A 23,130-nucleotide genomic window follows, 5' to 3' on the forward strand; every position below is an offset into this window, starting at 1 on the left:
GCCTCAGAGGTTGTAGACGGAGTTGATGATGGCGCCCTTGTTGGCGTAGTGGATGACCGCGTCCTGGACGTCCAGCGGGTGGCACGGGATGACGCCCTCGATCACGTCCTCCTCGCGGCAGCCGTGCAGTGCGAGGCCGAAGCGGCAGCAGAAGACGGTGCCGCCCTCGGCGATGAAGGTCTTCACGGAGTCGTTCATGTTCTGGTTGCCGGGGAAGGCCACGTCCCCGGTGGTCGGGAAGCCGCGGGTGTCCATGCAGGCCAGCGCGCCGGGGCCGTAGAAGTAGAGCGCCGAGTCGAAGCCCTTGCGCAGCGCGCGGGTGGCCTGGAGGACGGCCACGAAGCTGACCGACGACTCGTGCGGGATCCCGTGGACGAGCGTGAGGTAGCTCTGGCCCTCGGAGGCCTGGTAGTCGGGGAAGATCTTGGTCGAGCCGTAGAGGTTGGTCCCCTTGGCCTGCGAGGGGTGCGGGATCTCCCCGACGGACTTCTCGATGTTGGCCATGATCTCGTCGTCGAACGCGGGCATCGCTTCTCCTGTGGGTCGGTCGGGTGGTGCGGGTGGGTGGTGCCGGTCGTGCTGCTCTCAGCCGTAGAGGGCCTCGAAGTTCTCGGTGAAGAAGGCGCGGGACAGCTCACCGTCGCCGGCGGCCGCGCGCAGCCGGGCGTGCTCGCCGGCGAAGTCGCCCCAGGGGGTGTCGGTGGCGAACAGGACGCGCTCGTGACCGACCCCGCGCCGCTCGATCTCCGCCACCAGCCAGGTGGGCGCGAAGCCGATGGCCCACGAGGTGTCGGTGTAGACCTGCTTGCCGGCCTCGATCCAGTCGAAGAGCCGGCCGCCGATGAGCTTGAGGTGCCCGCTCATCCCGCCGCCGAGGTGGACCAGGTGGATCTTGGTGTCGTCGCCGTACCGGTCGACGAGGTGGCCGATCCGGTCGACGTCGGACGCGGCGCCGGGACTGGTGTGCACGTGCACGACCAGGTCGTGCGCGGCGGCGGTGGTGAAGATCCGGTCCAGTTGCTCGGCGCAGTCCGGGTCGTCGGGTGCGCCGCCGAGCAGGAAGCTGGTCTTGAGGGCGGCCACCCCCTCCTCGCCGACGAGGGCGAGGGCGCCGTCGTTGCGCGCCGCGTCCGAGGCCTTGGGCGAGACCCACAGCCCGCAGCGGACCCGCTCGTCGGCCTGGGCGGCCTCGAGCGCGAGCGGGTTCAGGTCGAAGGCGACTTGCGGGTCGGGCACGCCGTAGTTCGGCAGCACCAGCGTCCGCTCGATCCCCTCGGCGTCGAGCGAGGCCAGGAAGTCCCGGACGGTGGCCCGGGCGGTGGTGTCCGGCCGGACCGGCGGCCCGCCGTAGAACGGGTACGCCGGCAGCACGCCGATGTGGCGGTGCGCGTCGTCGATGTGCTGCTTCCCCATGCCGACGAGCCTGCGCGTCCGTCGTTTCGGAATGGTTTCGACAGGAATGCGGAGCCGGACCGGGGAGGTAAGGATCGTGTGACCTGTCCCGGCCCCACGTTTCCGGCGGCTACCGGGTGGGCGGTGGCTGGGACCGCCCAACGGCACGGTGGTCGAGGAGCGAGCGCCGGCCCCGGTGGTCGAGGAGGGAGCGCCGGCGAGCGTCTCGAGGCCCCCTCCACAACCCCCACACCGACCTAGCGTTCGAACGCGTGTTCGAGTATACTGGATGCATGACCACCACCCCCCACACCGACGACGACAGCACCGGGCCCGACCCGACGCTCGACGTCCCGGTCGAGGCTGCAGTGCAGGTCGAAGCCGTGATGTCGCCGGACCCGTCGTTCTGGGAATGGGTCCACGCCCTCGACACCACACGTGAGGCCACCCGGGCCGCCCTGCTGGCCGAGGTCAAGGACGCGAAAGCAGTCCGTGCCGCCGCCGAGGTCCGGGTCCTGCAGACCATCGTGGGCTGGTGCGTGGCCAACGAGGCCCTCACCGACGACGAAGCGATGTGGATCGCCGGCTACGGCGACCACGGCCTCGCCCTCGGCGGCATCGGCTGCCCCCTGGTCCGCGAGTCCGCCGTCATCGAGCTCTCCGCCGTCCTCGGCGTCTCCACCCGGTCCGGTGCCAACCAGGTCGCCATCACCCTCGAGCTGCGGTACCGGCTACCCCGGTTGTGGGAAAGCGTCACCTCCGGCGCCTGCCCGGTGTGGCGGGCACGCCAGGTCGCAGAGAAGACCATGAGCCTGTGCGAGGACGGCGCCGCCGAGGTCGACCGACTCGTCGCCCCCTTCGCCCACTCCATCTCCTACGCCCAGCTGACCCGGATCACCGACGAGGCCCTCCTACGCTGGGACCCCGAAGCGGCCGAGGAGAAGCGGAAAGCAGCCGCTGACGGCAGGTACTGCCGCATCGGGCTGAGTGGGCACGTCGATGGCACCGTGCAGCTCGACGCCGGACTCGACCTCGCCGACGCGATCGCCCTCGAAACAGCCGTCAGCGACCGGGCGAAGACCCTCGCCGCCGACGGGTCCACCGAGTCGTTGGACGTCCGCCGCTCCCAGGCCCTCGGCTCCCTCGCCCTCGGCGAACAGACCCTCCCCGACGGCCAGGAGCAGGCGTCACCGGCGACCGGCAAGCACCTGGTGCTGTACGCCCACATCCCCGGCGCCGTCTTCAACCCCCTGTTCTGCACCACCAGCCCTACCAGCGCGTCCCAGCTCTCCCGCCTGGACCACCGCCACCCCGCCAAGGGACCGATCACCACCGCCCAGGTCCGCCAGTGGGCACAGACCGCCGCCTCGATCACGATCCGGCCGGTCATCGATCTCGCCGAGTCCATCCATTGCGACTCCTACGAGTGCTCCGACCGCCTCAAGGAACAGACCGCCCTACGCGATCTGACGTGCGTGTTCCCCTGGTGCACCAACCCCGCCGTCTACTCCGACATGGACCACGTCATCCCCCACCCCGAAGGCCCCACCGAGACAGGGAACGTCGCCCCCGCCTGCCGCCAGCACCACCGCGCGAAGACCCACATGGGATGGCACTACGACGTCCTCGGACCCGGGCTCTACCGCTGGCGAAGTCCCGCCGGCCAGCGGTACCTCAGGTCCCACGCCGGGACCCATCCCCTCGACGAGCTCCCACCAGGGCCACCACCCGACCCACTGCCCGAGCAACCCGACACCACCCCGTACCAGGCACCGCCCCCGGTACCGGACGATCCCGACGGCGCCGCCGAGCCTCCACCCCGCAACGACACCCCACCCTTCTGACCCACCCACCGCTGACACCCCAGCAGCAGCCGTACCGCCGGACCAGGCACGCCCACCGGCGGTACCGGCACGCCCACCCCAGCCCCGTCGACGTGTGATCTGCACGCACCAGATGCATGCAGATCACACGTCGACCACCGCACCGGGTCCCGAGACGCTCGCTGCGCTCGCTGCTCGACCACCGAGTCACCGCAGCAGGCCTCGAGACGCTCGCTGCGCTCGCTCCTCGACAACCGGACCCGCGGCGCTCGCTCCTCGACCACCGGGCCCCGCAGCAGGTCTCGAGACGCTCGCTGCGCTCGCTCCTCGACCACCGAGAGAACCGGCGCTCGCCGCTCGACCACCGGACCGATCTCGCTAGGGCTGGCGGCGGGTCCACCACACGCGGTCGAAGCCGTCGAAGGCCTCGCGGCGCACCTCGTGCCACACCGCGCGGTCGATCTCCGGGTAGTGCACGTCGCCCGGCGGCGACTGGCGCACCTCGGTCAGCACCTGGGCGTCGGCGACCGGCATCGTGGCGGCGTAGACCTGCGCGCCGCCGGCGACCATCACCTCGACCTCGCCGCCGTCCGGGCCCGGTCCGGCGACGCCGTCGGCCAGGACCAGAGCCTGGTCCACGTCGTGGGCGACCAGGACGCCGTCGGCGGTCCAGGCCGGGTCGCGGGTGAGCACGACGGTGGTGCGGCCGGGCAGCGGGCGGCCGATCGACTCGTACGTCGTGCGTCCCATCAGCAGCACGTGGCCGAGCGTCAGCTGCTTGAAGGTGGCCTGCTCCCCCGGGACCCGCCACGGGATGTCGGGGCCGTCGCCGATGACGCCGTTCTCCGCCACGGCCGCGACCAGCACGACCCGCCTGCCGCCGGGCGTCATACCGCGATCGGCGCCTTGATCCCCGGGTGCGGGTCGTAGCCCTCGACGGCGACGTGCTCGAGGTCGAAGCCGTCCAGCGTGGTCACCGACGGGTCCAGCCGCAGCGTCGGCAGCGGGCGCGGCTCGCGGGTCAGCTGCAGGCGGGCCTGGTCGAGGTGGTTGGAGTAGAGGTGCGCGTCGCCCATCGTGTGCACGAAGTCGCCCACCCGCAGCCCGACGACCTGCGCGACGAGGTGCGTGAGCAGGGCGTACGACGCGATGTTGAACGGCACGCCGAGGAACACGTCGGCCGAGCGCTGGTAGAGCTGGCAGGACAGCCGCGCGGGCCCGCCGTCGTCGGCCGGCGCGACGTAGAACTGGAACAGCGCGTGGCACGGCGCGAGCGCCATCTGCGGGATGTCGGCGACGTTCCAGGCCGACACCACGTGGCGCCGGGAGTCGGGGTCGGCCCGCAGCTGCTCGACGACGCGGGCGAGCTGGTCGACGTGGTGGCCGTCCGGGGTGGGCCAGCTGCGCCACTGCGCGCCGTAGACCGGGCCGAGGTCGCCGTGCTCGTCGGCCCACTCGTCCCAGATCGAGATGCCGCGGTCCTGGAGCCACTTCACGTTGGTGTCGCCGCGCAGGAACCAGATCAGCTCGCCGAACACCGAGCGGGTGTGCACCTTCTTCGTGGTGACCAGGGGGAACCCCGCGGTCAGGTCGAAGCGCATCTGGTGGCCGAAGACGCTGCGGGTGCCCGTGCCGGTGCGGTCGGACTTCTCGACGCCCTCGTCGAGCACGCGCGTGAGGAGGTCGAGGTAGGCCTGCATGCGTCCGAGACTACGTCGCCGGGAGCTCCGGGCCGCCCAGGTCCACGTGACCGGCCACGGTGGTCCGCGTCGCGCCGCCGACCCGCACGACGTCACCGACCCGGTCGACGTGCACCCGCCCGCGGCGCCCGAGCACGGTGCCCTGCGAGGCGACGTACGACGCCGGCAGCACGCCGCCGGCGAGCCACTGCGCCAGCCCGGCGTTCAGGCTCCCGGTCACCGGGTCCTCCACGACGCCCAGCCCGGGGCAGAACGCGCGTACCTCGACCGCGGCCTCGGAGCCGGGCGGGTACGCCCCCACCACCCCGACGTCGAGGTCGCCGAAGACCGACCAGTCCGGGTCGACCGCGAGCACCTCCACGGCACTGCCCAGCAGGACCCCGACCCATCCCGGGCCGTTGTCGACCCACGCCGCGTCGACGACGGCTGCCTCGTCGAGCCGCAGCGCGCGCCGTACCCGGGCCAGGACGTCGGCCGAGACCGGGCCCGACCGCAGCAGGGGCGGCGCCTCGAAGGCCAACCGACCGGCGGCGTCGTGCAGCGTGACCAGCCCGGCGCCGCACTCCTGCACCACCCGGCCGGGCACGGCCGGCTCCCCGCCGGCCTCCCGCCAGGCGTGCGCCGACCCGAGCGTGGGGTGACCGGCGAACGGCAGCTCGGCGCCCGGGGTGAAGATCCGCAGCCGGTAGTCCGCGCCGGCCGCGGTCGGCCGCAGCAGGAACGTCGTCTCCGACAGGTTGGTCCACCGCGCGAACGCGGCCATCTGCTCGTCGGTCAGGTCGTCGGCGTCGTGCACCACGGCCACCGGGTTGCCCAGCAGCGGGGCGTCCGAGAAGACGTCGACCTGGGAGAAGCGGTACGACCCCACGCGCGCGTCCCTGCTCGTCCGGGCCCGGCTCAGGGGTGCAGCGACATCGGGCCGTACACCCGGCGCTGGTCCTCGAACAGGGTCACCGCGTCGACGCCCTCGGCGGCCAGCTCGGCGAACACCTCACCGACCCACGACTCGGCGTCGCCCTGGTTGGCGAAGCGCTGACCGGCGTACGGCTCGGGCACGTCGACCTCGGCCCCGGCGGCGTCCTCGCAGCGCCACCACCACGCGAGGTCGCCCTCCTCGGCGGGGCGGAAGGTCGCGGGCTGCTCGGGCAGGTTCATCAGTCCTCCCGGACCGTCGTGGCCACGAAGGGCGGGCGGACCACGTCGAAGACCTCACGACGACCGCGGACGTCGACCCCGACCTGGCTGCCGTCCTCGACGACCGTGGACAGAAGCGCCAGCCCGACGCCGGTGCGCAGGGAGGGCGAAAACGTGCCCGAGGTGACCTCACCGAGGAGGACGTCGGGGGTCAGCGAGACGCCCATGCCCGGGCGCGGGATGCCGCGGCCGGTGGCCCGCAGTCCGTACAGGCGCCGGCGGGGTCCGGCCTCGCGCTCGGCGAGCAGCACGTCGCGGCCCCAGAACGCCTCCTTCTTCCACCCCACGGCCCAGCCCAGGCGGGCCTGCACCGGGGTGATGTCCATCGAGACGTCCTGCCCGTGCAGGGGGTAGCCCATCTCGGTGCGCAGGGTGTCGCGGGCGCCGAGGCCGCAGGGCGTGATGCCGTACGCCTCCCCGGCCGCCAGCAGCGCGTCCCACAGGTCGCCGGCGACCTCGTTCGGCGCCACCAGCTCGTACCCGCGCTCGCCGGTGTAGCCGGTGCGGCAGACCGTGACCGGGCCGCCGGCGAGGTGCTGCTCGCCGAAGCTCATGTAGGGGAAGCCGCCGAGCAGGCCGACCGCGGCCAGCACCTCGTCGCTGCGCGGGCCCTGCAGCGCCAGCACGGCGTCGTCGCGGTGCCGGTCGGTGACCACGACCCCGTCGGGTGCGGAGGCCCGCAGCCGGCGCACCACCTCGGCGGTGTTGGCGGCGTTCGGCACCAGCAGGAGGTCCTCGTCGCTGCGGTAGTAGACGATCAGGTCGTCGACCACGCCCCCGGTCTCGTCGTCGCAGCACAGCGTGTACTGCGCCCGGCCGGGCCCGATCCGGCCCAGGTCGTTGCTCAGGGTCGCGTTGACGTACGCCGCCGCGCCCGGCCCGGTCACGGTGGCCTTGCCCAGGTGGCTGACGTCGAAGAGGCCGACGCCGGTGCGCACGGCCGTGTGCTCGGCGACCACCCCGGTCGGGTACTCCAGCGGCATGCTCCACCCCCCGAACTCGGAGAGCTTGGCACCCAGGGCGAGGTGCCGGTCGTGCAGCGGGGAGTGCAGGGACGCGTGGTCGGACATGCCCGGAAACCTAGCGCAGCGCACACCCCCCGGAGCCCTGCGGCGGCGCAGGAGGTCCCGGCTATCCTGCGTCGGTGACGACCTACACCCTCCGCTCCGCCAGCCCCGCCAAGACCCGAGCCGACGTCGTGGTGATCGGCCTGGTCCAGGGCGACGACCGCCCCGCGGTCGCCCCCGGCGGTGAGGACGTCGCCAAGGCCTGGGGCCGCAAGCTCAGCCCGATGCTGGCCTCCCTCGGGGTCACCGGCAAGGCCGGGGAGGTCACCCGGATCCCCACCGCGGGCACCCTCTCCTCCCCCGTCCTGCTGCTGGTCGGCCTCGGCACCGAGGTCTCCACCACCGCCCTACGAGCCGCCGCCGGCAGCGCCGCGCGCGCGGCGACCAACGCCGCCTCGCTGGCCCTGGCCCTGCCGGCCACCAGCCCCGCCGAGGTCCGCGCGGTCACCGAGGGCTACCTCCTCGGCGCCTACGCCTTCACCTCGTACAAGGGCACCGGCAAGGACGGCAAGGACACGACGAGCGACGACCGTCCCGCCGACGTGGTCGTGCTGACCGCCGACGCCCGCAAGAAGCCGACCGTCGCCGCCTTCGAGGAGGCGCGCGTCGTCGCCGCGGCCGTGGCCACCGCCCGCGACTGGGTCAACACGCCCCCCGGCGACCTCCGCCCGCCCGCGTTTGCCCGCGCCGTCGAGACCGCCGGCAGCGACTTCGTCAAGGAGCACGCCCACGGCCGCGGCACGCCCAAGGTCGGGGTCACCGTCTGGGACGAGGAGCAGCTCGCCGCCCAGGGCTTCGGCGGCCTGATCAGCGTCGGACGCGGCTCCTCCGAGCCGCCCCGCCTCGTCGAGCTGAGCTACGTCCCCAAGGGCGCCACCACGCACCTGGCCCTGGTCGGCAAGGGCATCACCTTCGACTCCGGCGGGCTGTCCATCAAGCCGGCCCAGGGCATGCACGAGATGAAGTCCGACATGGCCGGTGCCGCCGCGGTCGTCGCCGCCACCCTCGCGGTCGCCGCGCTGCGGCTGCCGGTGCGGGTCACGGCGTACGCCGCGATGGCCGAGAACATGCTCGGCTCGGACGCGACCCGTCCCGGTGACGTCGTGACGATCTACGGCGGGCGCACCGTCGAGGTCCTCAACACCGACGCCGAGGGCCGGATGGTGCTGGCCGACGCGCTGGTCAAGGCCGGCGAGGGCGAGCCCGACCTCGTCGTGGACGTCGCCACCCTCACCGGGGCCATGGTCGTCGCGCTCGGCGACCGGGTCGCCGGGGTGATGGGCGACGACGAGGTCGTGGCCCGGATGCGCGCGGCCGCGGTGGCCGCCGGCGAGGAGTCCTGGCCGATGCCGATCCCCGAGGAGATGCACGAGCGGGTCCGCACCAGCAAGGTCGCCGACCTCGCCCAGGTCGACTGGGTGCGGTGGGGCGGCGGGCTCTACGCCGCGGCCTTCCTGCGCGAGTTCGTTGCCGGACGCCCGTGGGCGCACCTCGACATCGCCGGGCCGGCCTTCGGCAGCTCGGCCCACGGCCACGTCACCGCCGGCGGCACCGGGTACGGCGTCTCGACCCTCGTCGAGCTGGTCCGCGGCCTGGCCGACCAGGCCTGAGCCCCGCCGGCTCGGCCGTCACAGGCCGAGCTGGCGGCGCTGCTCCTTCTGACGCTGCTTCTCCCGCGAGTTCCAGTCGCGCATCCGCTGCGGGATGCCGACCAGCCCGGCGTCGTACGACGGGACCTGGTGGTGGTTGCAGAAGTCGTGCGCCCACCCGATCGACGGCACCCGGCGCCGAGTCCACTCGCCGTCGTGGGCCACGAGGAGCAGCGTCACGTCGCTGACGGCGGTGCGGGGCTCCACGAAGCCCTCCACGCCGTGCCGCGCGGTGACGAACTCGAGCAGGTGCTGCTCGTCGACGCGGGTCGCCGCGCGCACCCGGGTCGAGCCCGTGCGTGCGCCGTCCTTGGCGGGCCTGCTCATCCTCGTACGCCCACCGCCGCGGAAGCGGTCCCAGATCGCCATGCCCCCAGTCTGCCCTGCCGCCCCAGGTCACCCGGGCAGGACGCGGCACGCCACACCCCTGCGGCCCCTGGCCAGGACCCTGGTGGGAAGTGCAAGGATGGGCCCGCCGACCCTGGCGGCCGGCGCCCACCGCCCGCAGCGAGAGGACCAGCGTGCCCGGACCGGACTTCGACGTGCTCGTCCTCGGCGCGGGCTCGGGCGGGTACGCCTGTGCCCTGCGCGCCGCCCAGCTCGGCCTCACCGTCGCCCTGGTCGAGAAGGACAAGGTCGGCGGCACCTGCCTGCACGAGGGCTGCATCCCCACCAAGGCGCTGCTGCACGCCGCCGAGGTCGCCGACTCCGCGCGCGACGCCGGGCAGTTCGGGGTGCGGGCCACGCTCGAGGGCATCGACGTGCCGGCGGTCAACGCCTACCGCGACGGCGTCGTCTCCCGGCTCCACAAGGGGCTCACCGGCCTGGTCAAGAGCCGCGGGATCACCACCGTGGCCGGCACCGGTCGGCTCACCGGCCCGCACGAGGTCACCGTCGACGGCACCGCCTACACCGGGCGCCACGTCGTGCTGGCCTCCGGCTCGCGACCCCGGGTCCTGCCCGACCTCGAGGTCGACGGCGTCCGGGTGCTGACCTCGGAGGACGCCCTGCGCCTCGAGCACGTGCCGACCTCGGTCGTGGTCCTCGGCGGTGGCGTGATCGGCTGCGAGTTCGCCAGCGTCTGGCGCAGCTTCGGCGCCGAGGTGACGATCGTCGAGGCCTTGCCGCGGCTCGTGGCCGGCGAGGAGGCCGCGTCGTCGGCCGCGCTGCAGCGCGCCTTCCGCAAGCGCGGGATCACCGTCCGCACCTCGACCCCGTTCCAGAGCCTGAAGGAGACCGACGACGGCGTCGCGGTCACCGTCGAGGGAGGTGACGTGATCGAGGCCGAGCTGGTCCTCGTCGCCGTCGGCCGCGCCCCCGTCACCGAGGACCTCGGCTACGAGGAGCACGGCGTCACCCTCGACCGGGGCTTCGTGGTCACCGACGAGCGCTGCCGCACCGGCGTCGAGGGCCTCTGGGCCGTCGGCGACATCGTCCCCGGCCTGCAGCTGGCCCACCGCGGCTTCGCGCAGGGCCTCTTCGTGGCCGAGGAGATCGCCGGCCTCGACCCGGCCCCGGTCGACGAGCTGGCCGTGCCCCGCGTGACCTACTCCCACCCCGAGGTCGCCTCGGTCGGTCTCACCGAGCAGCAGGCCGTCGAGCGGCACGGCGCCGACGGCGTCGAGACGCTGACCTACGACCTCGGCGGCAACGGCAAGAGCCAGATCCTCAAGACCCAGGGCTTCGTCAAGCTCGTCCGCCGCACCGACGGGCCCGTCGTCGGCGTCCACCTGGTCGGCGAGCGCGTCGGCGAGCTCATCGGCGAGGCCCAGCTGATCTACGGCTGGGAGGCCCACGCCGAGGACGTCGCACCCCTGGTGCACGCCCACCCCACCCAGAACGAGGCGCTCGGCGAGGCCCACCTCGCCCTCGCCGGCAAGCCGTTGCACGCGCACGGCTGAGCCACCGCCCACCCGACCGCCACGAGCCACCCGTACCCACTGCACCGAAGGAACCCCATGGCCACCGAAGTCAACCTCCCCGAGCTGGGCGAGTCCGTCACCGAGGGCACCGTCACCCGCTGGCTGAAGCAGGTCGGTGACGAGGTCGCCGTCGACGACGCGCTCCTCGAGGTCTCGACCGACAAGGTCGACACCGAGATCCCCTCCCCCGTGGCCGGCACCCTGCTGGAGCAGAAGGTCGCCGAGGACGACACCGTCGAGGTCGGCGGGCTGCTCGCCCTCGTCGGCGACTCCGACGAGGCGTCCTCCTCCGACGACGGCGGGTCGAGCGACCCGGAGCCCGAGCCGGAGCCCGAGCCGGAGCCCGAGCCGGAGCCCGAGCCCAGCACCGAGGAGCCGCAGGCCTCCGCGGACGAGGCCGACGAGCCCGCCGAGGAGCCCGCCCCGAAGCCGTCCGGTGGCGGCAGCGGTGGCGGGGACGCGACCGTCGTCAAGCTGCCCGAGCTCGGCGAGTCCGTCACCGAGGGCACCGTCACCCGCTGGCTGAAGCAGGTCGGTGACGAGGTCGCCGTCGACGACGCGCTCCTCGAGGTCTCGACCGACAAGGTCGACACCGAGGTCCCCTCGCCCGTGGCCGGCACCCTGCTGGAGCAGAAGGTCGCCGAGGACGAGACCGTCGAGATCGGCGCCGAGCTGGCGCTGGTCGGCTCCGGTGAGCCCGCCCAGAGCGAGCCCGAGCCGGAGCCGGAGCCGGAGCCCGAGCCCGAGCCGGAGCCGGAGGCCGAGCCGGAGGCGAAGGAGACGCCGCAGGAGAAGGCGCCCGAGCCGGAGCCGGAGCAGAAGAAGCCGGCCACCGAAGAGGCCCCCGCCCCGACGAAGCAGACCGAGCAGTCCGAGCCCGCCGCCGAGAAGCCCTCGCGCAGCGAGGACCCGGGCCAGTACGTCACCCCGCTCGTGCGCAAGCTGGCCGCCCAGCACGACGTCGACCTGTCCTCGGTGACCGGTTCCGGCGTCGGCGGCCGGATCCGCAAGCAGGACGTCCTGGACGCGGCGAAGAAGGCCGAGGAGCCCGCCCCCGCGGAGGCGCCCGCCGCCCCGGCCGCCGCCTCCGCCCCGGCGGCGTCCGGCGCGAAGCCGACGCCCTCCCCGCTGCGCGGGACGACGGAGAAGATCACGCGGCTGCGCAAGATCATCTCCGAGCGGATGCTGGACTCGCTGCACACCTCGGCCCAGCTGACGCAGGTCGTCGAGGTCGACGTCACCAACATCGCGCGGCTGCGCGACGCGGCGAAGGCCGACTTCCTGGCCCGCGAGGGCGTGAAGCTGTCCTACCTGCCGTTCTTCGCCAAGGCCTCGATCGACGCGCTCAAGGAGCACCCGAAGCTGAACGCGACCATCGACGCCGAGAAGGGCGAGGTGACCTACTTCGACCGCGAGAACGTCGCGTTCGCGGTGGACACCGACAAGGGTCTGCTGACCCCGGTCGTCAAGGACGCGGGTGACCTCTCGATCGCCGGGCTGTCGAAGAAGATCGCCGACGTCGCCCAGCGCACCCGGACCAACAAGATCGGCCCGGACGAGCTGTCCGGCGGCACCTTCACGATCACCAACCTGGGCAGCGTCGGGGCCCTGTGGGACACCCCGATCATCAACCAGCCCCAGGTCGCGATCCTCGGCCCGGGTGCGGTCGTCAAGCGACCGGTCGTCATCGACGACGCCAACCTGGGCGAGACCATCGCGGTGCGCCACATGGTCTACCTGGCGCTGACCTACGACCACCGTCTCGTCGACGGCGCCGACGCCGGCCGCTTCCTGGCCGACGTCAAGGCCCGCCTCGAGTCCGGTCAGTTCGAGGTCTGAGATGCCGCTGCGCGTCGTCCTCGCCGGGGGCTCCGGCTTCCTCGGCACCCAGCTCCGCGAGGCGCTGACCACCCGGGGCCACACGGTCACCCGGCTGGTCCGGCGCCCCGCGGAGGGGGCCGAGGAGTCCACCTGGGACCCGTACGCCGGTGAGGTCGACGCCGCGGTGATCGCCGCGTCCGACGTGGTGGTCAACCTCGCGGGCTCGCCCACCGCCGGCAACCCGCACTCCAAGAAGTGGGCCCGCGAGCTGCGGGAGAGCCGGATCACCACGACCACGGTGCTGGCCGAGGCCGTCGCCGCGGCGGCCGCGGGCGGCGGCGCTCCCCCGGCCTTCCTGGCCGGCAACGGGATCTCCTACTACGGCGACCACGGCGACACCCTGCTCACCGAGTCCTCGGACTCGCGCGGGCACGGGCTGCTGACCGAGGTCACCCGGGAGTGGGAGGCCGCGGCCGAGCCGGCCCGGGCGGCCGGGTCCCGGGTGTGCGTGCTGCGCACGGCCCCGGTGATGGACGCGGCCGCGCCGCCGCTGAGCCTGCTGAGGCCGTTGTTCAAGCTCGGCCTCGGCGGGCGCCTGGGCAGCGGACGCCAGCACATGGCGATGGTCTCGCTGCGCGACTGGGTGGGCGCGGTGGTCCACCTCGCCGAGCACGACTCGGTCTCCGGTCCGGTCAACCTGTGCTGCGTCGAGACCCCGACCAACGCCGCGTTCACCAAGGCGCTGGCCTCGGCCCTGCGCCGGCCGTCCTTCGCGGCCGTCCCGGCGCCGCTGCTCAGGGTCGGCGCCGGCGACCTGTCGACCGAGCTGCTCAACTCGCTCAACGTGCGCCCGCAGGCGCTGCTCGACAGCGGCTACTCGTTCGCCGACCCCGACGTCACCGCGGTGGTCGGCAGCGGGCTGGCCCGGCGCCGCTGACCCGGCTCGACCTGCGCCACCCGGGTCCGGCCGGGACCGTTCACGCGGTCCCGGCCGGCACCACCCCGGCCACCTGCCAGGTGCCGCCGTCACGGCGCAGCTCCACCACCCGCGTGCTCGGACGGTCCCGGCCCAGCCGCAGCACCCCCGGCGCGCCCTCGGCCACCGCGTCCACCCGCAGGCGGTCGGTGACCTCCAGGACGACCCGCCGCCGGTCGAGGGCGACGACGTCGAGCGTCTCCACCCGCAGCCGCAGGGAGCGGACCTCGACCCCGGCCGACCTCCACCGCTCCATCAGCTCGGCGTCGCGCTCCCCGGCCGTCGACCCGGCGACGTAGAGCGCCGCGAGGGCGCCCGGGTCCGCGGCCTGCCAGGCCCGCTCCCGGGCCCGGTCCCACGCCCTCAGCAGCCCCGCCGACCACCGCACGGCGCCCGGGGCCGCGGCCCCGCCGGGCGGTGGTGCGCGGACCGGTGCCGGGCCGGCGGCGAGCGCCTGCTGCGCGTCGGCGTCCTCCCCGCTCTCGGGCGTGCCCGGGGCCGGGGCGCCCGGGGTGGCCAGCCGGGGCTCGGGGTCCCCCGGACCGAGCCCGAGGAGCTCCCCACCGCCCGGGGCCCCGGTGGCGGACAGCAGCGCCACCGCAGCCAGCAGCAGCGCGGCGAGGCCGGAGCCGACCGCCGCGAGCCGGGGCACCCGGGACCGCACGTGGGTGCTCGGACGGCGGTCGAGGTGGCGCATGCCCTGTTCCTACCCCGGACCCGCCCGACGCCGCTCCGGCTGTCCACAGGCCCCGTGGGCGCTGCTCGGGGCGGAGTAGCCTCGACCGACGTGAGCACCCCTGCGTACCTCCGCGACGGCCTCGGACCCGACGCCGTGGACTACCGAGCCGCCTGGGACCGGCAGCGCGCGCTGCACGCCGCCGTCGTCGACGGGTCGCGGCCCGACACCGTCTGGCTGCTGGAGCACCCGCCGGTCTTCACCTGCGGCAAGCGCACCGACGAGCACGAGAAGCCGGTCGACGCCGGGGGCGCCGACGTGATCGACGTCGACCGCGGCGGCAAGATCACCTTCCACGGACCGGGCCAGCTGGTCGGCTACCCGGTGGTGCGGCTGCCCGACCACGTCAAGGTCGTCGACTACGTCCGCCGCGTCGAGGAGGCGCTGATCCGCGCCTGCGCCGACCTCGGCGTGACCACGGCCCGCATCCCGGGCCGCAGCGGCGTCTGGCTGCGCGCCGACGACCGCGGCCCCGAGCGCAAGGTCGCGGCCCTCGGCATCCGCGTCTCGCGCGGGGTGACGATGCACGGCTTCTCCCTCAACGCCGACGTCGACCTCGGCTGGTACGACCGGTTCGTCCCCTGCGGGATCGCCGACGCCGGGGTCACCAGCCTGACCCGGGAGCTCGACCGGCACGTCGGTGTGGACGAGGTCCTGCCCCACGTCGAGCGGCACCTCAGCGAGCTGCTCGCCTGGGGTCCCTACGAGTCGACGCCCGACTACGAGCCGCGGCCCGAGCCCGGTCGCGGACCGCGGGTGCAGGTCCTCAGCCTCTGACCCCCTCCGTCCGCGCGTCGCACCGGGACCAACGGCGCGGGGCTGCTTGACTCTCGCCGACCCGGGTGCGCGCCCGGGCGGGACGGAGCAGCCGTGAACGACCCTCGTGCCGCCACCGAGCCGGGTGCGGCCCGGGACCTGGTGATCGCCACCCGCGGCCTGCGCAAGGAGTTCCGCAGCATCCGGCGCGGGAACCACGTGGCGGTGCAGGACCTCGACCTCGCCGTGCCCCGGGGCGGTGTCCACGGCTTCCTCGGCCCCAACGGCTCGGGCAAGACCACCACGATCCGGATGCTGCTCGGCCTGGCCCGACCCACCGCCGGGTCGATGAGCCTGCTCGGGGAGCCGGTGCCGAGCCGGCTGCCGGTCGTGATGGGCCGGGTCGGCGCGGTGGTGGAGTCGCCGAAGTTCTCCCCGGGGTTCACCGGGCGCCAGAACCTGCTGCTGCTCTCCCGCGGGATCGGCGCCCCCGACCGTCGCGTCGACGAGGCCATGGAGACCGTCGGCCTCGGGCGTCGCGGCGCGGACCGCTACCGCGGCTTCTCGCTGGGCATGAAGCAGCGCCTGGCCATCGCCGCGACCCTGCTGAAGGAGCCCGAGCTGCTGATCCTCGACGAGCCCACCAACGGCCTGGACCCCGCCGGCATCCGGGAGATCCGCGAGACGATCCGCGACCTCGGCAGCAGCGGGGTCACCGTGCTGCTGTCCAGCCACATCCTGGCCGAGGTCCAGCAGGTGTGCGACGCCGCCACCATCATCGGCCGGGGACGGATGCTGGCCAGCGGCCGTGTCGACGACCTGGTCGCCGGCACCGGCACCTCGACCTGGCGGGTGCGTGCGGCCGCGACCGACCGGCTCGACCGGGCCCTGGCCGCCGGCGGCTTCACCGCCCGGCCCGACACCGACCCCGCGGCCCGGGTCGTCGAGGCCGACGACCCCGGCGCCCTGAACCAGGCGCTGGGCGGGGCCGGGGTGTGGCTCACCGAGCTGGTCCCGCTGCGTCGGGACCTGGAGACGGTGTTCCTCGAGCTGACCTCGGGCGACACGCTGGGTGGAGCGCAGGACGGGGTGGCCTCGTGATCCGCGCGACCCGGGTGGAGCTGACGCGGCTGCGCTGGCGCCGCGCGATCGTCCTGCTGCTCCTGACCGCCGTCGTCGTCCCGCTGGCGATCGCGGTGGTCATCGGCTGGCAGACCCGGCCGGTCACCCACGCCGAGCTGGAGCGTGCCCAGCAGCAGGTCGAGCGCGAGGTCGACCAGCCGTACTACCAGCGGCAGCTCGAGCGCTGCGCCGAGCGTCCCGAGCGGTACGGCGTCCGCCCCCGCGACACCGACCTCGACGACCCGGCCGCGGTGGCCGCGGCCTGCGAGGAGCAGAGCCTGCCCCAGGTCGACTGGTTCCTCCAGCGCAGCCCGCTCGACCTGGGACGGGTCTACGAGGACACGGTCGGGGTCGCGGTCGTCACCGTGATGGCCCTGCTGATGATCCTGGTCGGCGCCACCTTCGCCGGCCACGACTGGAACACCGGCTCGATGGGCAACCAGCTGCTGGTCGAGAGCCGGCGCGGCCGCACCTGGGCAGCGAAGGGGCTCGCGGTGCTGCTGGTCGGCCTGGTCCTGGCCGCCGTCGTGCTCGCCGCGTTCTGGGGCGGGCTGGCCGGCCTGGCCTCGCTGCGCGGGGAGCCGGTCGGCGACGCCGTCCCCGGGCTGGTGTGGGCGCAGTCGTGGCGCGGGGTGCTGCTCGTGGCCGGCGCCGCGCTCGGCGGCTACTTCCTGACGATGCTGATGCGCAGCACCGTGGCCACGCTGGGACTGCTCTTCGTCACCGCGGTCGTCGTCCCCCTGCTGCTGTCGATCAGCGGGATCGACGGCAACGAGTGCCTGCAGCCGCAGTACCACGCGGTGGCCTGGCTGACCGGACCGCTGTCCTTCCCGCAGTACGACCTGTCCTGCCAGAACCTCCGCGGCGACCGGGAGGCCCGGATCGAGGCGGGCTGCCTGGTCGTCGTGGACCGCACCGACGCGGCGGTCTACCTCGGCGGGCTCCTCGTCCTGGCCGGCGGCGCGTCGCTGGTCTCCTTCGGTCGGCGCGACGTGGCCTGAGTCCGCGCCGAGGGTGGTCGGGCCCCCGGCGTACAGTTGACCGACGTGACGACCCCTCCCACCGCCCCCGACGGTCGCAAGCTGCTTCGTCTGGAGGTGCGCAACGCCGAGACCCCCATCGAGCGCAAGCCCGAGTGGATCAAGACCAAGGCCTCGATGGGCCCGGAGTACACCGAGCTGAAGAAGCTGGTGAAGTCCGAGGGCCTGCACACGGTGTGCCAGGAGGCCGGCTGCCCCAACATCTACGAGTGCTGGGAGGACCGCGAGGCCACCTTCCTCATCGGCGGCGACCAGTGCACGCGCCGCTGCGACTTCTGCCAGATCGACACCGGCAAGCCCCAGGCCCTGGACCGCGACGAGCCGCGCCGGGTCGCGGAGTCCGTGCAGACCATGGGCCTGCGCTACGCCACCATCACCGGCGTGGCCCGCGACGACCTGCCCGACGGCGGCGCCTGGCTCTACGCCGAGACGGTCAAGCAGATCCACGAGCTCAACCCCGGCACCGGCGTGGAGAACCTGATCCCGGACTTCAACGCCGTGCCCGAGCAGCTCGCCGAGGTCTTCGAGTCCCGCCCCGAGGTGCTCGCGCACAACGTCGAGACCGTGCCGCGGATCTTCAAGCGGATCCGTCCGGCGTTCCGCTACGAGCGCTCGCTGGGGGTGCTGACGTCCGCGCGTGACTTCGGCCTGGTCACCAAGTCCAACCTGATCCTGGGCATGGGCGAGACCCGCGAGGAGGTCTCGCAGGCGCTGCGCGACCTGCACGAGGCCGGCTGCGAGCTGATCACGATCACGCAGTACCTGCGCCCCTCCGCGCGCCACCACCCCGTCGAGCGCTGGGTCAAGCCCGAGGAGTTCGTGGAGCTGGCGACCGAGGCCGAGGAGATCGGCTTCTCGGGCGTCCTGTCGGGCCCGCTCGTGCGGTCGTCGTACCGCGCCGGACGGCTGTACCGTCAGGCGATGGACGCCCGCGAGGGCGCCTCCGTCTGACGCCCGGCCCGACCGGCCGGACCGACCCCACCCGCGCGAGGAACACGAGGACCAGCCCGACCATGGCCCGCAAGAAGAAGCAGAAGCAGGCGTACGACCCGAGCGACCCGTCGACGATGAGCCGTCGCCAGCAGCTCATGGCGACCTACTCGATGACCAAGCAGACCGACCCGCGGATCGGCCTGTGGCTGCTCGGGTCGTTCCTGCTCGCCGGCCTGGTCGGCTTCGCGATCTTCTGGCTGCTCCCCGGTGACGGCACGATCAGCACGGTCTTCGCCGTCATCGGCGGGATCCTGCTCGGCATCCTCGGCGCCCTGCTCGTCTTCGGGCGGCGCGCCCAGGCCGCCGCCTACGCCCGGATGGAGGGCCAGACCGGGGCCGGCGCCAGCGCGCTGACCATGCTGCGCAAGGGCTGGAAGACCGACCCGATGGTGGCCTTCAACCGCCAGCAGGACGTCGTGCACCGCGTGGTCGGCCCCCCGGGCATCGTCCTGGTCGGCGAGGGCAACCCCACCCGCCTGCGCGGGATGCTCACCGAGGAGCGCCGCAAGCACGAGCGCGTCGCCGCCGGGACGCCCGTGCACGAGCTGCAGTGCGGCGACGCCGAGGGTCAGGTCCCGCTCCCCCAGCTGGTCAAGAAGGTCAGGAAGCTCGGCCGCCAGGTCAAGCCGGCCGAGATCACCGACGTGCTGCACCGCCTCAAGGCCCTCGACGCCCGCCGCTCGGCCGTGCCGATGCCCAAGGGCCCAGTCCCGCAGAACATGAAGGGCATGCGCGGCAACATGCGCGGCCGCTGATCCCTCGCGGTTGAGCCCGCAGCGCCCCGGAGGTCGAGGAGGGAGTGCCAGCGACCGTCTCGAGACCACCGTCAGGCGCGACCGACGCCCAGGCCGCGGTACGTGTCCAGCGTGATGGTGCAGGTCCCGGCCGCCAGGTCGTGCAGACCGCGACCGTCCGGACGCCACACCAGCGGCGGCACGACGAGGACCACCAGCACCTGGCGCAGGAGCAGCCGCAGCGGGTTCATCGGGCGCGTACCCCCGCCGGCCCACACGACCCGCAGCCGCGTGGCCAGCTTGCCGAAGGACCCGCCCGCGAGCCAGGTCAGCAGCGTCGTCTCGGCGACGTAGAGGCCGAGCACGGCGAAGCTGGCCGTGCTGCCCGGCTCGGTGTAGGCGTCCAGGCCCACGACGCCGATCACCACGAGCGTGCAGGCGAGCCAGTCGACGAGCAGGGCGAGGATCCGGCGCCCCCAGGAGGCGGTGGGGAAGGGCGGGGTCTGGACGGGCACGTCGCCAACCCTAGTGAGGCCGTCCCACCCCCGGACGACCTGTAACACGGGCGAAACAATGACGATACGGTCGAGAAACCACCCGTACCTAGGTTCGGGCTCCTGCCCGGGGCACGAGCCGCCCGGGTTCCCCACGAACTCATCCACCGGTCGTCGCGCGCGCGCCGACCAAGGAGGCCGAATGTTCCAGAACAGCGAAGAGCTGCTCAAGTTCGTCAAGGACGAGGGCGTCGAGATGGTCGACGTCCGTTTCTGCGACCTGCCCGGCGTCATGCAGCACTTCACCGTGCCGGTGTCGTCGTTCGACCAGAGCGTCTTCGACGACGGTCTGAGCTTCGACGGGTCCTCGATCCGCGGGTTCCAGGCCATCCACGAGTCCGACATGTCGCTGTTCCCGGACCCGACGACGGCCTACCTGGACCCGTTCCGGACCGCGAAGACGCTGATCGTCAACTTCTTCATCCACGACCCGATCACGGGCGAGGCCTACTCGCGCGACCCGCGCAACATCGCGCGCAAGGCGATGTCGTACCTCACCACGACCGGCGTCGGCGACACCGCCTTCTTCGCCCCCGAGGCCGAGTTCTACGTCTTCGACGAGGCGCGCTTCGAGACCAAGCAGAACAAGGGCTACTACGAGCTCGACTCGATCGAGGGCGCCTGGAACACCGGCGCCGAGGGCAGCCTGGGCTACAAGACGCCCTACAAGGGCGGCTACTTCCCCGTCGCGCCGACCGACCACTTCGGTGAGCTGCGCGACGAGATGGTCATCGAGCTGGAGAAGTCCGGCCTGCACGTCGAGCGCGCCCACCACGAGGTCGGCACCGGCGGCCAGGCGGAGATCAACTACCGCTTCGCCGAGCTGCTCCAGGCCGCCGACGACGTGATGAAGTTCAAGTACATCATCAAGAACGTGGCCTGGCGCAACGGTCGCTCGGCGACCTTCATGCCCAAGCCCCTCTTCGGCGACAACGGCTCCGGCATGCACTGCCACCAGTCGATCTGGAACGAGGGCGAGCCCCTGTTCTACGACGAGACCGGGTACGGCGGGCTGTCCGACATGGCGCGCTGGTACATCGGCGGCATCCTGAAGCACGCCCCGTCGCTGCTGGCCTTCACCAACCCGACGGTGAACTCCTACCACCGCCTGGTGCCCGGCTTCGAGGCCCCGATCTCGCTGGTCTACAGCCAGCGCAACCGCTCGGCCTGCGTGCGCATCCCGATCACGGGCGCGAACCCGAAGGCCAAGCGCATCGAGTTCCGCTGCCCCGACCCGTCGGCGAACCCGTACCTCGCCTTCTCGGCGCTGCTGCTGGCCGGCCTGGACGGCATCAAGAACAAGCTCGAGCCGGCCGCGCCGATCGACAAGGACATCTACGAGCTCCCGCCGGACGAGATGGCCGACATCGACCAGGTCCCGACGTCGCTCAACGCCGTGCTCGACAACCTCGAGCGCGACCACGAGTTCCTGACCGTCGGCAACGTCTTCACCCCCGACCTGATCGAGAACTGGATCGAGTACAAGCGCACGAACGAGATCCTGCCGGTGCAGCTGCGGCCGCACCCGCACGAGTTCGAGCTCTACTACGACATCTAACCGGGCCTCCGGCTGCGGTCATTCAGCAACGCCGAAAGACCGCAAAGAACAGCCGCTGACCTGCGCAAACGCCGCCGAGCGACCTTTTGGTCGCTCGGCGGCGTTTGCTGTTGGTAGCCGCTCGTCTGTTACAAATCCGGTACAAATTTGGGTGGCGTTATCCCTTGCCACACGGTCCTCAGGAGGCGCTCCGGGCAGATCGTGGCCCGGGTCGGTTGCTCGAGCCACCAGGCTGGCATCGCACAGTTCGGCGACCATCGCCGCGATGCCCGAGCCATCTTGCTGCCACATCATTTCCACCGACGTGATCGCTCCCATGCTGCCGTCGGACATAGGTGCCCGTAGACCAACTGTCCGTCAACGCCGCAAGGAGGGGCTTGATGATGGCAACGAACTCGAACGTACCTGCCATGGAACCGGGAACCTTTGGGGCGCGGCGGCGCGGAGGTCGCGGCAGCCGGGCACCCAGACTGGTCGATGCCCAAGAGCTGTGGGACATCGACGATGTCGCGTCCTACCTTGGCGTGACCAAGCAGACCATCTACTCCTGGCGGACGACGGGCTACGGCCCGGCCGGCTTCCGTGTCGGAAAGCACCTGCGCTGGCGGGCAGCAACCGTGATCAATTGGACGGTGCAACTCGAGGAGAATCAGTGATATCGAGAGGCCATCAGCCTCAGGCCGAATCGGTTCCCGAGTCACCAGGGCGCACGTGCTCGTCAGCATCGCTGGTCACCCGGTCGGAGTCTGCCAAGGACAGCCATGGCCAGCGTTAGTCCCGGTAGGCCAGCGGACGACGGGAGCCCTCGTTACGTTGTGAACTATCGAGATCCCGAGGGGCGGCAGCGCCGCAAGACCTTCAGACGCAAAGCCGAGGCGGTCGCGTTCCGCAACACGGTTGAAGCGGACAAGCTCCGTGGGACCTACCTTGATGTCGACGCCGGCAGGATCTCGTTTCGGGCCTATGCCGAGGAGTGGCTCGACAGCCGGACCTTCAGCCCACTGACCTATGAGGCGACGGAGTTGCGACTCAGGCTCCACGTGTTCCCGACGCTGGGACACCTCGAACTGCGACAGATCAAGCCGTCGACGATTCAGAAGCTCCTGCGATCGATGGAGATGGCGGAGACCTACCGGCGCGTCATCTTCTCCAACGTGTCTGCCATCTTCTCGGCTGCGGTCGACGACGACATGATCGCCAAGAATCCGTGCAAGGCCAGTTCAGTCACAAGGCCCGCAACGTCGCGCCGCAAGGTGGTGCCTTGGCCGTCCGAATGGGTCTCCTCGATGCACGACGCACTTCCGCCCCAATACAGGATCGCAGTCACGTTAGGTTCTGGGCTGGGACTACGCCAAGGCGAGGTATTTGGGCTAGCGGTCGAGGACATCGACTTCCTCCGCGGGGTCGTCGAGGTCAGGCGACAAGTCAAGGTGTTCGGAGGAAACCGCCTCGTCTTTGGGCTGCCGAAGGGTGATAAGACCCGCACCGTCCCCCTGCCCGAGAGCGTCGCAACGGAACTCAGCGGCCACCTCGCCACCTACCCGCGGCGTAGCGTCGCGCTGCCCTGGGGAACACCCGAGGCGGACAAGAAGTCGAGCGCAGGACTCATCCTCACGACGCGCGAGCGTTCTGCCCTCAACCGCAACTACTTCAACACACGGCTCTGGAAGCCCGGGCAAGCCCATGTGGGCATCGAGCAATCGCGTGACAACGGCATGCACGCCCTACGCCACTGGTACGCCTCCGTGCTCCTAGACGCCGGTGAATCGATTCGCGCTGTGTCCGAGTACCTAGGCCACAGCGACCCCGGCTTCACGTTGCGCACCTATACCCATCTCATGCCCAGCAGCACGGAGCGAACCCGGGCAGCAGTGGATGCGGCCTTTGCAGCCGGGCGCCACGTGGGAGAAGAGGTCGACAGAGAACTCGAGCAACCCTCTCGGGGCTAGCGGACGCCAGCCCGAACCAACGGCTCGTCTTGGAGCCGCCGGTCCACTGCCCGTCACCGCCGCTCCCGCCCAACGATCAGACAACGTGCCCAGCTCCCACGCCCGTCGCGATCGGCGCTGACGCCCCTTAGCACCTCGATGGCA

At 72.4% G+C, this 23,130-nt stretch carries 24 protein-coding genes; 13 read left to right on the forward strand and 11 right to left on the reverse strand.

Translation table 11 applies throughout. From position 1 onward, the window contains the following. Nucleotides 1-3: 3 nt before the first annotated feature. Together ENKNEFLB_RS14715 and ENKNEFLB_RS14720 are read right to left on the reverse strand one after the other, a co-directional pair. On the reverse strand, nucleotides 4-528 hold the full coding sequence (locus ENKNEFLB_RS14715; RefSeq protein ID WP_214056093.1) for an MSMEG_0572/Sll0783 family nitrogen starvation response protein: 525 nt from the start codon (nucleotides 526-528) through the stop codon (nucleotides 4-6). A gap of 57 nt (nucleotides 529-585) precedes the next feature. Beyond that, nucleotides 586-1,413, reverse strand: a complete 828-nt coding sequence (locus tag ENKNEFLB_RS14720; RefSeq protein ID WP_214056094.1) for an amidohydrolase family protein — start codon at nucleotides 1,411-1,413, stop codon at nucleotides 586-588. 272 nt (nucleotides 1,414-1,685) lie between these two features. Between ENKNEFLB_RS14720 and ENKNEFLB_RS14725 the strand changes: the two genes are divergently transcribed. Continuing rightward, on the forward strand, nucleotides 1,686-3,236 hold the full coding sequence (locus ENKNEFLB_RS14725; protein WP_214056095.1) for an HNH endonuclease signature motif containing protein: 1,551 nt from the start codon (nucleotides 1,686-1,688) through the stop codon (nucleotides 3,234-3,236). 357 nt (nucleotides 3,237-3,593) lie between these two features. On the opposite strand, the gene ENKNEFLB_RS14730 is transcribed toward ENKNEFLB_RS14725, so the two are convergent. Genes ENKNEFLB_RS14730 through gcvT form a run of 5 tightly spaced genes read right to left on the reverse strand, consistent with a single transcriptional unit; the run spans nucleotide 3,594 to nucleotide 7,179 of the window. Beyond that, entirely contained in the window at nucleotides 3,594-4,106 is a 513-nt protein-coding gene (locus tag ENKNEFLB_RS14730) for a dihydrofolate reductase (RefSeq protein WP_214056096.1), read from the reverse strand. Further along, nucleotides 4,103-4,915 (reverse strand): thymidylate synthase, encoded by an 813-nt coding sequence (locus ENKNEFLB_RS14735; protein WP_214056097.1) that lies wholly within the window; start codon nucleotides 4,913-4,915, stop codon nucleotides 4,103-4,105. Before ENKNEFLB_RS14735 ends, ENKNEFLB_RS14730 begins: the two co-directional genes overlap by 4 nt. A 10-nt stretch (nucleotides 4,916-4,925) precedes the next feature. After that, nucleotides 4,926-5,783, reverse strand: a complete 858-nt coding sequence (locus ENKNEFLB_RS14740) for a PhzF family phenazine biosynthesis protein (RefSeq protein WP_214056098.1) — start codon at nucleotides 5,781-5,783, stop codon at nucleotides 4,926-4,928. 29 nt (nucleotides 5,784-5,812) lie between these two features. Next, nucleotides 5,813-6,070 carry a hypothetical protein gene (locus ENKNEFLB_RS14745; RefSeq protein ID WP_214056099.1) on the reverse strand — a complete coding sequence of 86 codons (258 nt, stop codon included), beginning with the start codon at nucleotides 6,068-6,070 and terminating at the stop codon, nucleotides 5,813-5,815. Then, nucleotides 6,070-7,179, reverse strand: a complete 1,110-nt coding sequence (gene gcvT / locus ENKNEFLB_RS14750) for a glycine cleavage system aminomethyltransferase GcvT (RefSeq protein WP_214056100.1) — start codon at nucleotides 7,177-7,179, stop codon at nucleotides 6,070-6,072. Before gcvT ends, ENKNEFLB_RS14745 begins: the two co-directional genes overlap by 1 nt. 74 nt (nucleotides 7,180-7,253) lie before the next feature. Between gcvT and ENKNEFLB_RS14755 the strand changes: the two genes are divergently transcribed. Beyond that, the gene (locus ENKNEFLB_RS14755; RefSeq protein WP_214056101.1) at nucleotides 7,254-8,786 is read left to right on the forward strand and encodes a leucyl aminopeptidase; all 1,533 of its coding nucleotides are present in this window, start codon (nucleotides 7,254-7,256) and stop codon (nucleotides 8,784-8,786) included. 18 nt (nucleotides 8,787-8,804) lie between these two features. Here ENKNEFLB_RS14755 and ENKNEFLB_RS14760 read toward each other — a convergent pair whose 3' ends face one another. Continuing rightward, the gene (locus tag ENKNEFLB_RS14760; RefSeq protein ID WP_246535568.1) at nucleotides 8,805-9,194 is read right to left on the reverse strand and encodes a hypothetical protein; all 390 of its coding nucleotides are present in this window, start codon (nucleotides 9,192-9,194) and stop codon (nucleotides 8,805-8,807) included. Between the two features lie 152 nt (nucleotides 9,195-9,346). Between ENKNEFLB_RS14760 and lpdA the strand changes: the two genes are divergently transcribed. From lpdA to ENKNEFLB_RS14775, 3 genes are read left to right on the forward strand one after another with little or no spacing between them, the layout of a single operon-like run. Further along, complete coding sequence (gene lpdA / locus ENKNEFLB_RS14765) at nucleotides 9,347-10,726, forward strand: dihydrolipoyl dehydrogenase (RefSeq protein WP_214056102.1); 1,380 nt, start codon at nucleotides 9,347-9,349, stop codon at nucleotides 10,724-10,726. 57 nt (nucleotides 10,727-10,783) lie between these two features. Beyond that, a complete protein-coding gene (gene sucB / locus ENKNEFLB_RS14770; protein WP_214056103.1) occupies nucleotides 10,784-12,586 on the forward strand; it encodes a 2-oxoglutarate dehydrogenase, E2 component, dihydrolipoamide succinyltransferase in 1,803 nt (600 codons plus the stop codon). A 1-nt stretch (nucleotide 12,587) separates the two neighbouring features. Next, on the forward strand, nucleotides 12,588-13,505 hold the full coding sequence (locus tag ENKNEFLB_RS14775; RefSeq protein WP_214056104.1) for a TIGR01777 family oxidoreductase: 918 nt from the start codon (nucleotides 12,588-12,590) through the stop codon (nucleotides 13,503-13,505). A 40-nt stretch (nucleotides 13,506-13,545) separates the two neighbouring features. Here ENKNEFLB_RS14775 and ENKNEFLB_RS14780 read toward each other — a convergent pair whose 3' ends face one another. Then, a complete protein-coding gene (locus ENKNEFLB_RS14780) occupies nucleotides 13,546-14,241 on the reverse strand; it encodes a hypothetical protein (protein ID WP_214056105.1) in 696 nt (231 codons plus the stop codon). Nucleotides 14,242-14,331: 90 nt separating this feature from the next. Between ENKNEFLB_RS14780 and lipB the strand changes: the two genes are divergently transcribed. The 5 genes from lipB to ENKNEFLB_RS14805 all read left to right on the forward strand — a co-directional run bounded on the left by lipB (nucleotide 14,332) and on the right by ENKNEFLB_RS14805 (nucleotide 18,946). After that, nucleotides 14,332-15,057 carry a lipoyl(octanoyl) transferase LipB gene (lipB, locus tag ENKNEFLB_RS14785; protein ID WP_214056106.1) on the forward strand — a complete coding sequence of 242 codons (726 nt, stop codon included), beginning with the start codon at nucleotides 14,332-14,334 and terminating at the stop codon, nucleotides 15,055-15,057. 93 nt (nucleotides 15,058-15,150) lie between these two features. Then, nucleotides 15,151-16,137, forward strand: coding sequence for an ABC transporter ATP-binding protein (locus tag ENKNEFLB_RS14790; protein ID WP_214056107.1), 987 nt, complete (start codon nucleotides 15,151-15,153; stop codon nucleotides 16,135-16,137). Further along, nucleotides 16,134-17,159 carry an ABC transporter permease subunit gene (locus ENKNEFLB_RS14795; RefSeq protein WP_214056108.1) on the forward strand — a complete coding sequence of 342 codons (1,026 nt, stop codon included), beginning with the start codon at nucleotides 16,134-16,136 and terminating at the stop codon, nucleotides 17,157-17,159. Before ENKNEFLB_RS14790 ends, ENKNEFLB_RS14795 begins: the two co-directional genes overlap by 4 nt. A 45-nt stretch (nucleotides 17,160-17,204) precedes the next feature. Beyond that, nucleotides 17,205-18,149, forward strand: coding sequence for a lipoyl synthase (lipA, locus tag ENKNEFLB_RS14800; RefSeq protein WP_214056109.1), 945 nt, complete (start codon nucleotides 17,205-17,207; stop codon nucleotides 18,147-18,149). A gap of 62 nt (nucleotides 18,150-18,211) precedes the next feature. Beyond that, complete coding sequence (locus ENKNEFLB_RS14805; RefSeq protein ID WP_214056110.1) at nucleotides 18,212-18,946, forward strand: DUF4191 domain-containing protein; 735 nt, start codon at nucleotides 18,212-18,214, stop codon at nucleotides 18,944-18,946. Between the two features lie 71 nt (nucleotides 18,947-19,017). Here the strand turns inward: ENKNEFLB_RS14805 and ENKNEFLB_RS22655 are convergent, their stop codons facing one another. After that, nucleotides 19,018-19,440: an RDD family protein gene (locus ENKNEFLB_RS22655; protein ID WP_246535569.1), complete on the reverse strand. Its 423-nt coding sequence runs from the start codon at nucleotides 19,438-19,440 to the stop codon at nucleotides 19,018-19,020. A gap of 181 nt (nucleotides 19,441-19,621) precedes the next feature. Here ENKNEFLB_RS22655 and glnA point away from each other — a divergent pair, with 181 nt between their 5' ends. Then, nucleotides 19,622-21,037 (forward strand): type I glutamate--ammonia ligase, encoded by a 1,416-nt coding sequence (gene glnA, locus ENKNEFLB_RS14815; RefSeq protein WP_214056112.1) that lies wholly within the window; start codon nucleotides 19,622-19,624, stop codon nucleotides 21,035-21,037. 18 nt (nucleotides 21,038-21,055) lie between these two features. Here glnA and ENKNEFLB_RS14820 read toward each other — a convergent pair whose 3' ends face one another. Beyond that, nucleotides 21,056-21,370: a hypothetical protein gene (locus ENKNEFLB_RS14820; RefSeq protein ID WP_214056113.1), complete on the reverse strand. Its 315-nt coding sequence runs from the start codon at nucleotides 21,368-21,370 to the stop codon at nucleotides 21,056-21,058. A gap of 47 nt (nucleotides 21,371-21,417) precedes the next feature. Here ENKNEFLB_RS14820 and ENKNEFLB_RS14825 point away from each other — a divergent pair, with 47 nt between their 5' ends. Together ENKNEFLB_RS14825 and ENKNEFLB_RS14830 are read left to right on the forward strand one after the other, a co-directional pair. Continuing rightward, nucleotides 21,418-21,693 carry a helix-turn-helix transcriptional regulator gene (locus tag ENKNEFLB_RS14825; RefSeq protein WP_214056114.1) on the forward strand — a complete coding sequence of 92 codons (276 nt, stop codon included), beginning with the start codon at nucleotides 21,418-21,420 and terminating at the stop codon, nucleotides 21,691-21,693. A gap of 159 nt (nucleotides 21,694-21,852) precedes the next feature. Continuing rightward, a complete protein-coding gene (locus ENKNEFLB_RS14830) occupies nucleotides 21,853-22,986 on the forward strand; it encodes a site-specific integrase (protein WP_246535570.1) in 1,134 nt (377 codons plus the stop codon). Nucleotides 22,987-23,130: the final 144 nt, after the last annotated feature.

The sequence above is a fragment of the Nocardioides aquaticus genome, assembly GCF_018459925.1.
Taxonomy (GTDB): Bacteria; Actinomycetota; Actinomycetes; order Propionibacteriales; family Nocardioidaceae; genus Nocardioides; species Nocardioides aquaticus.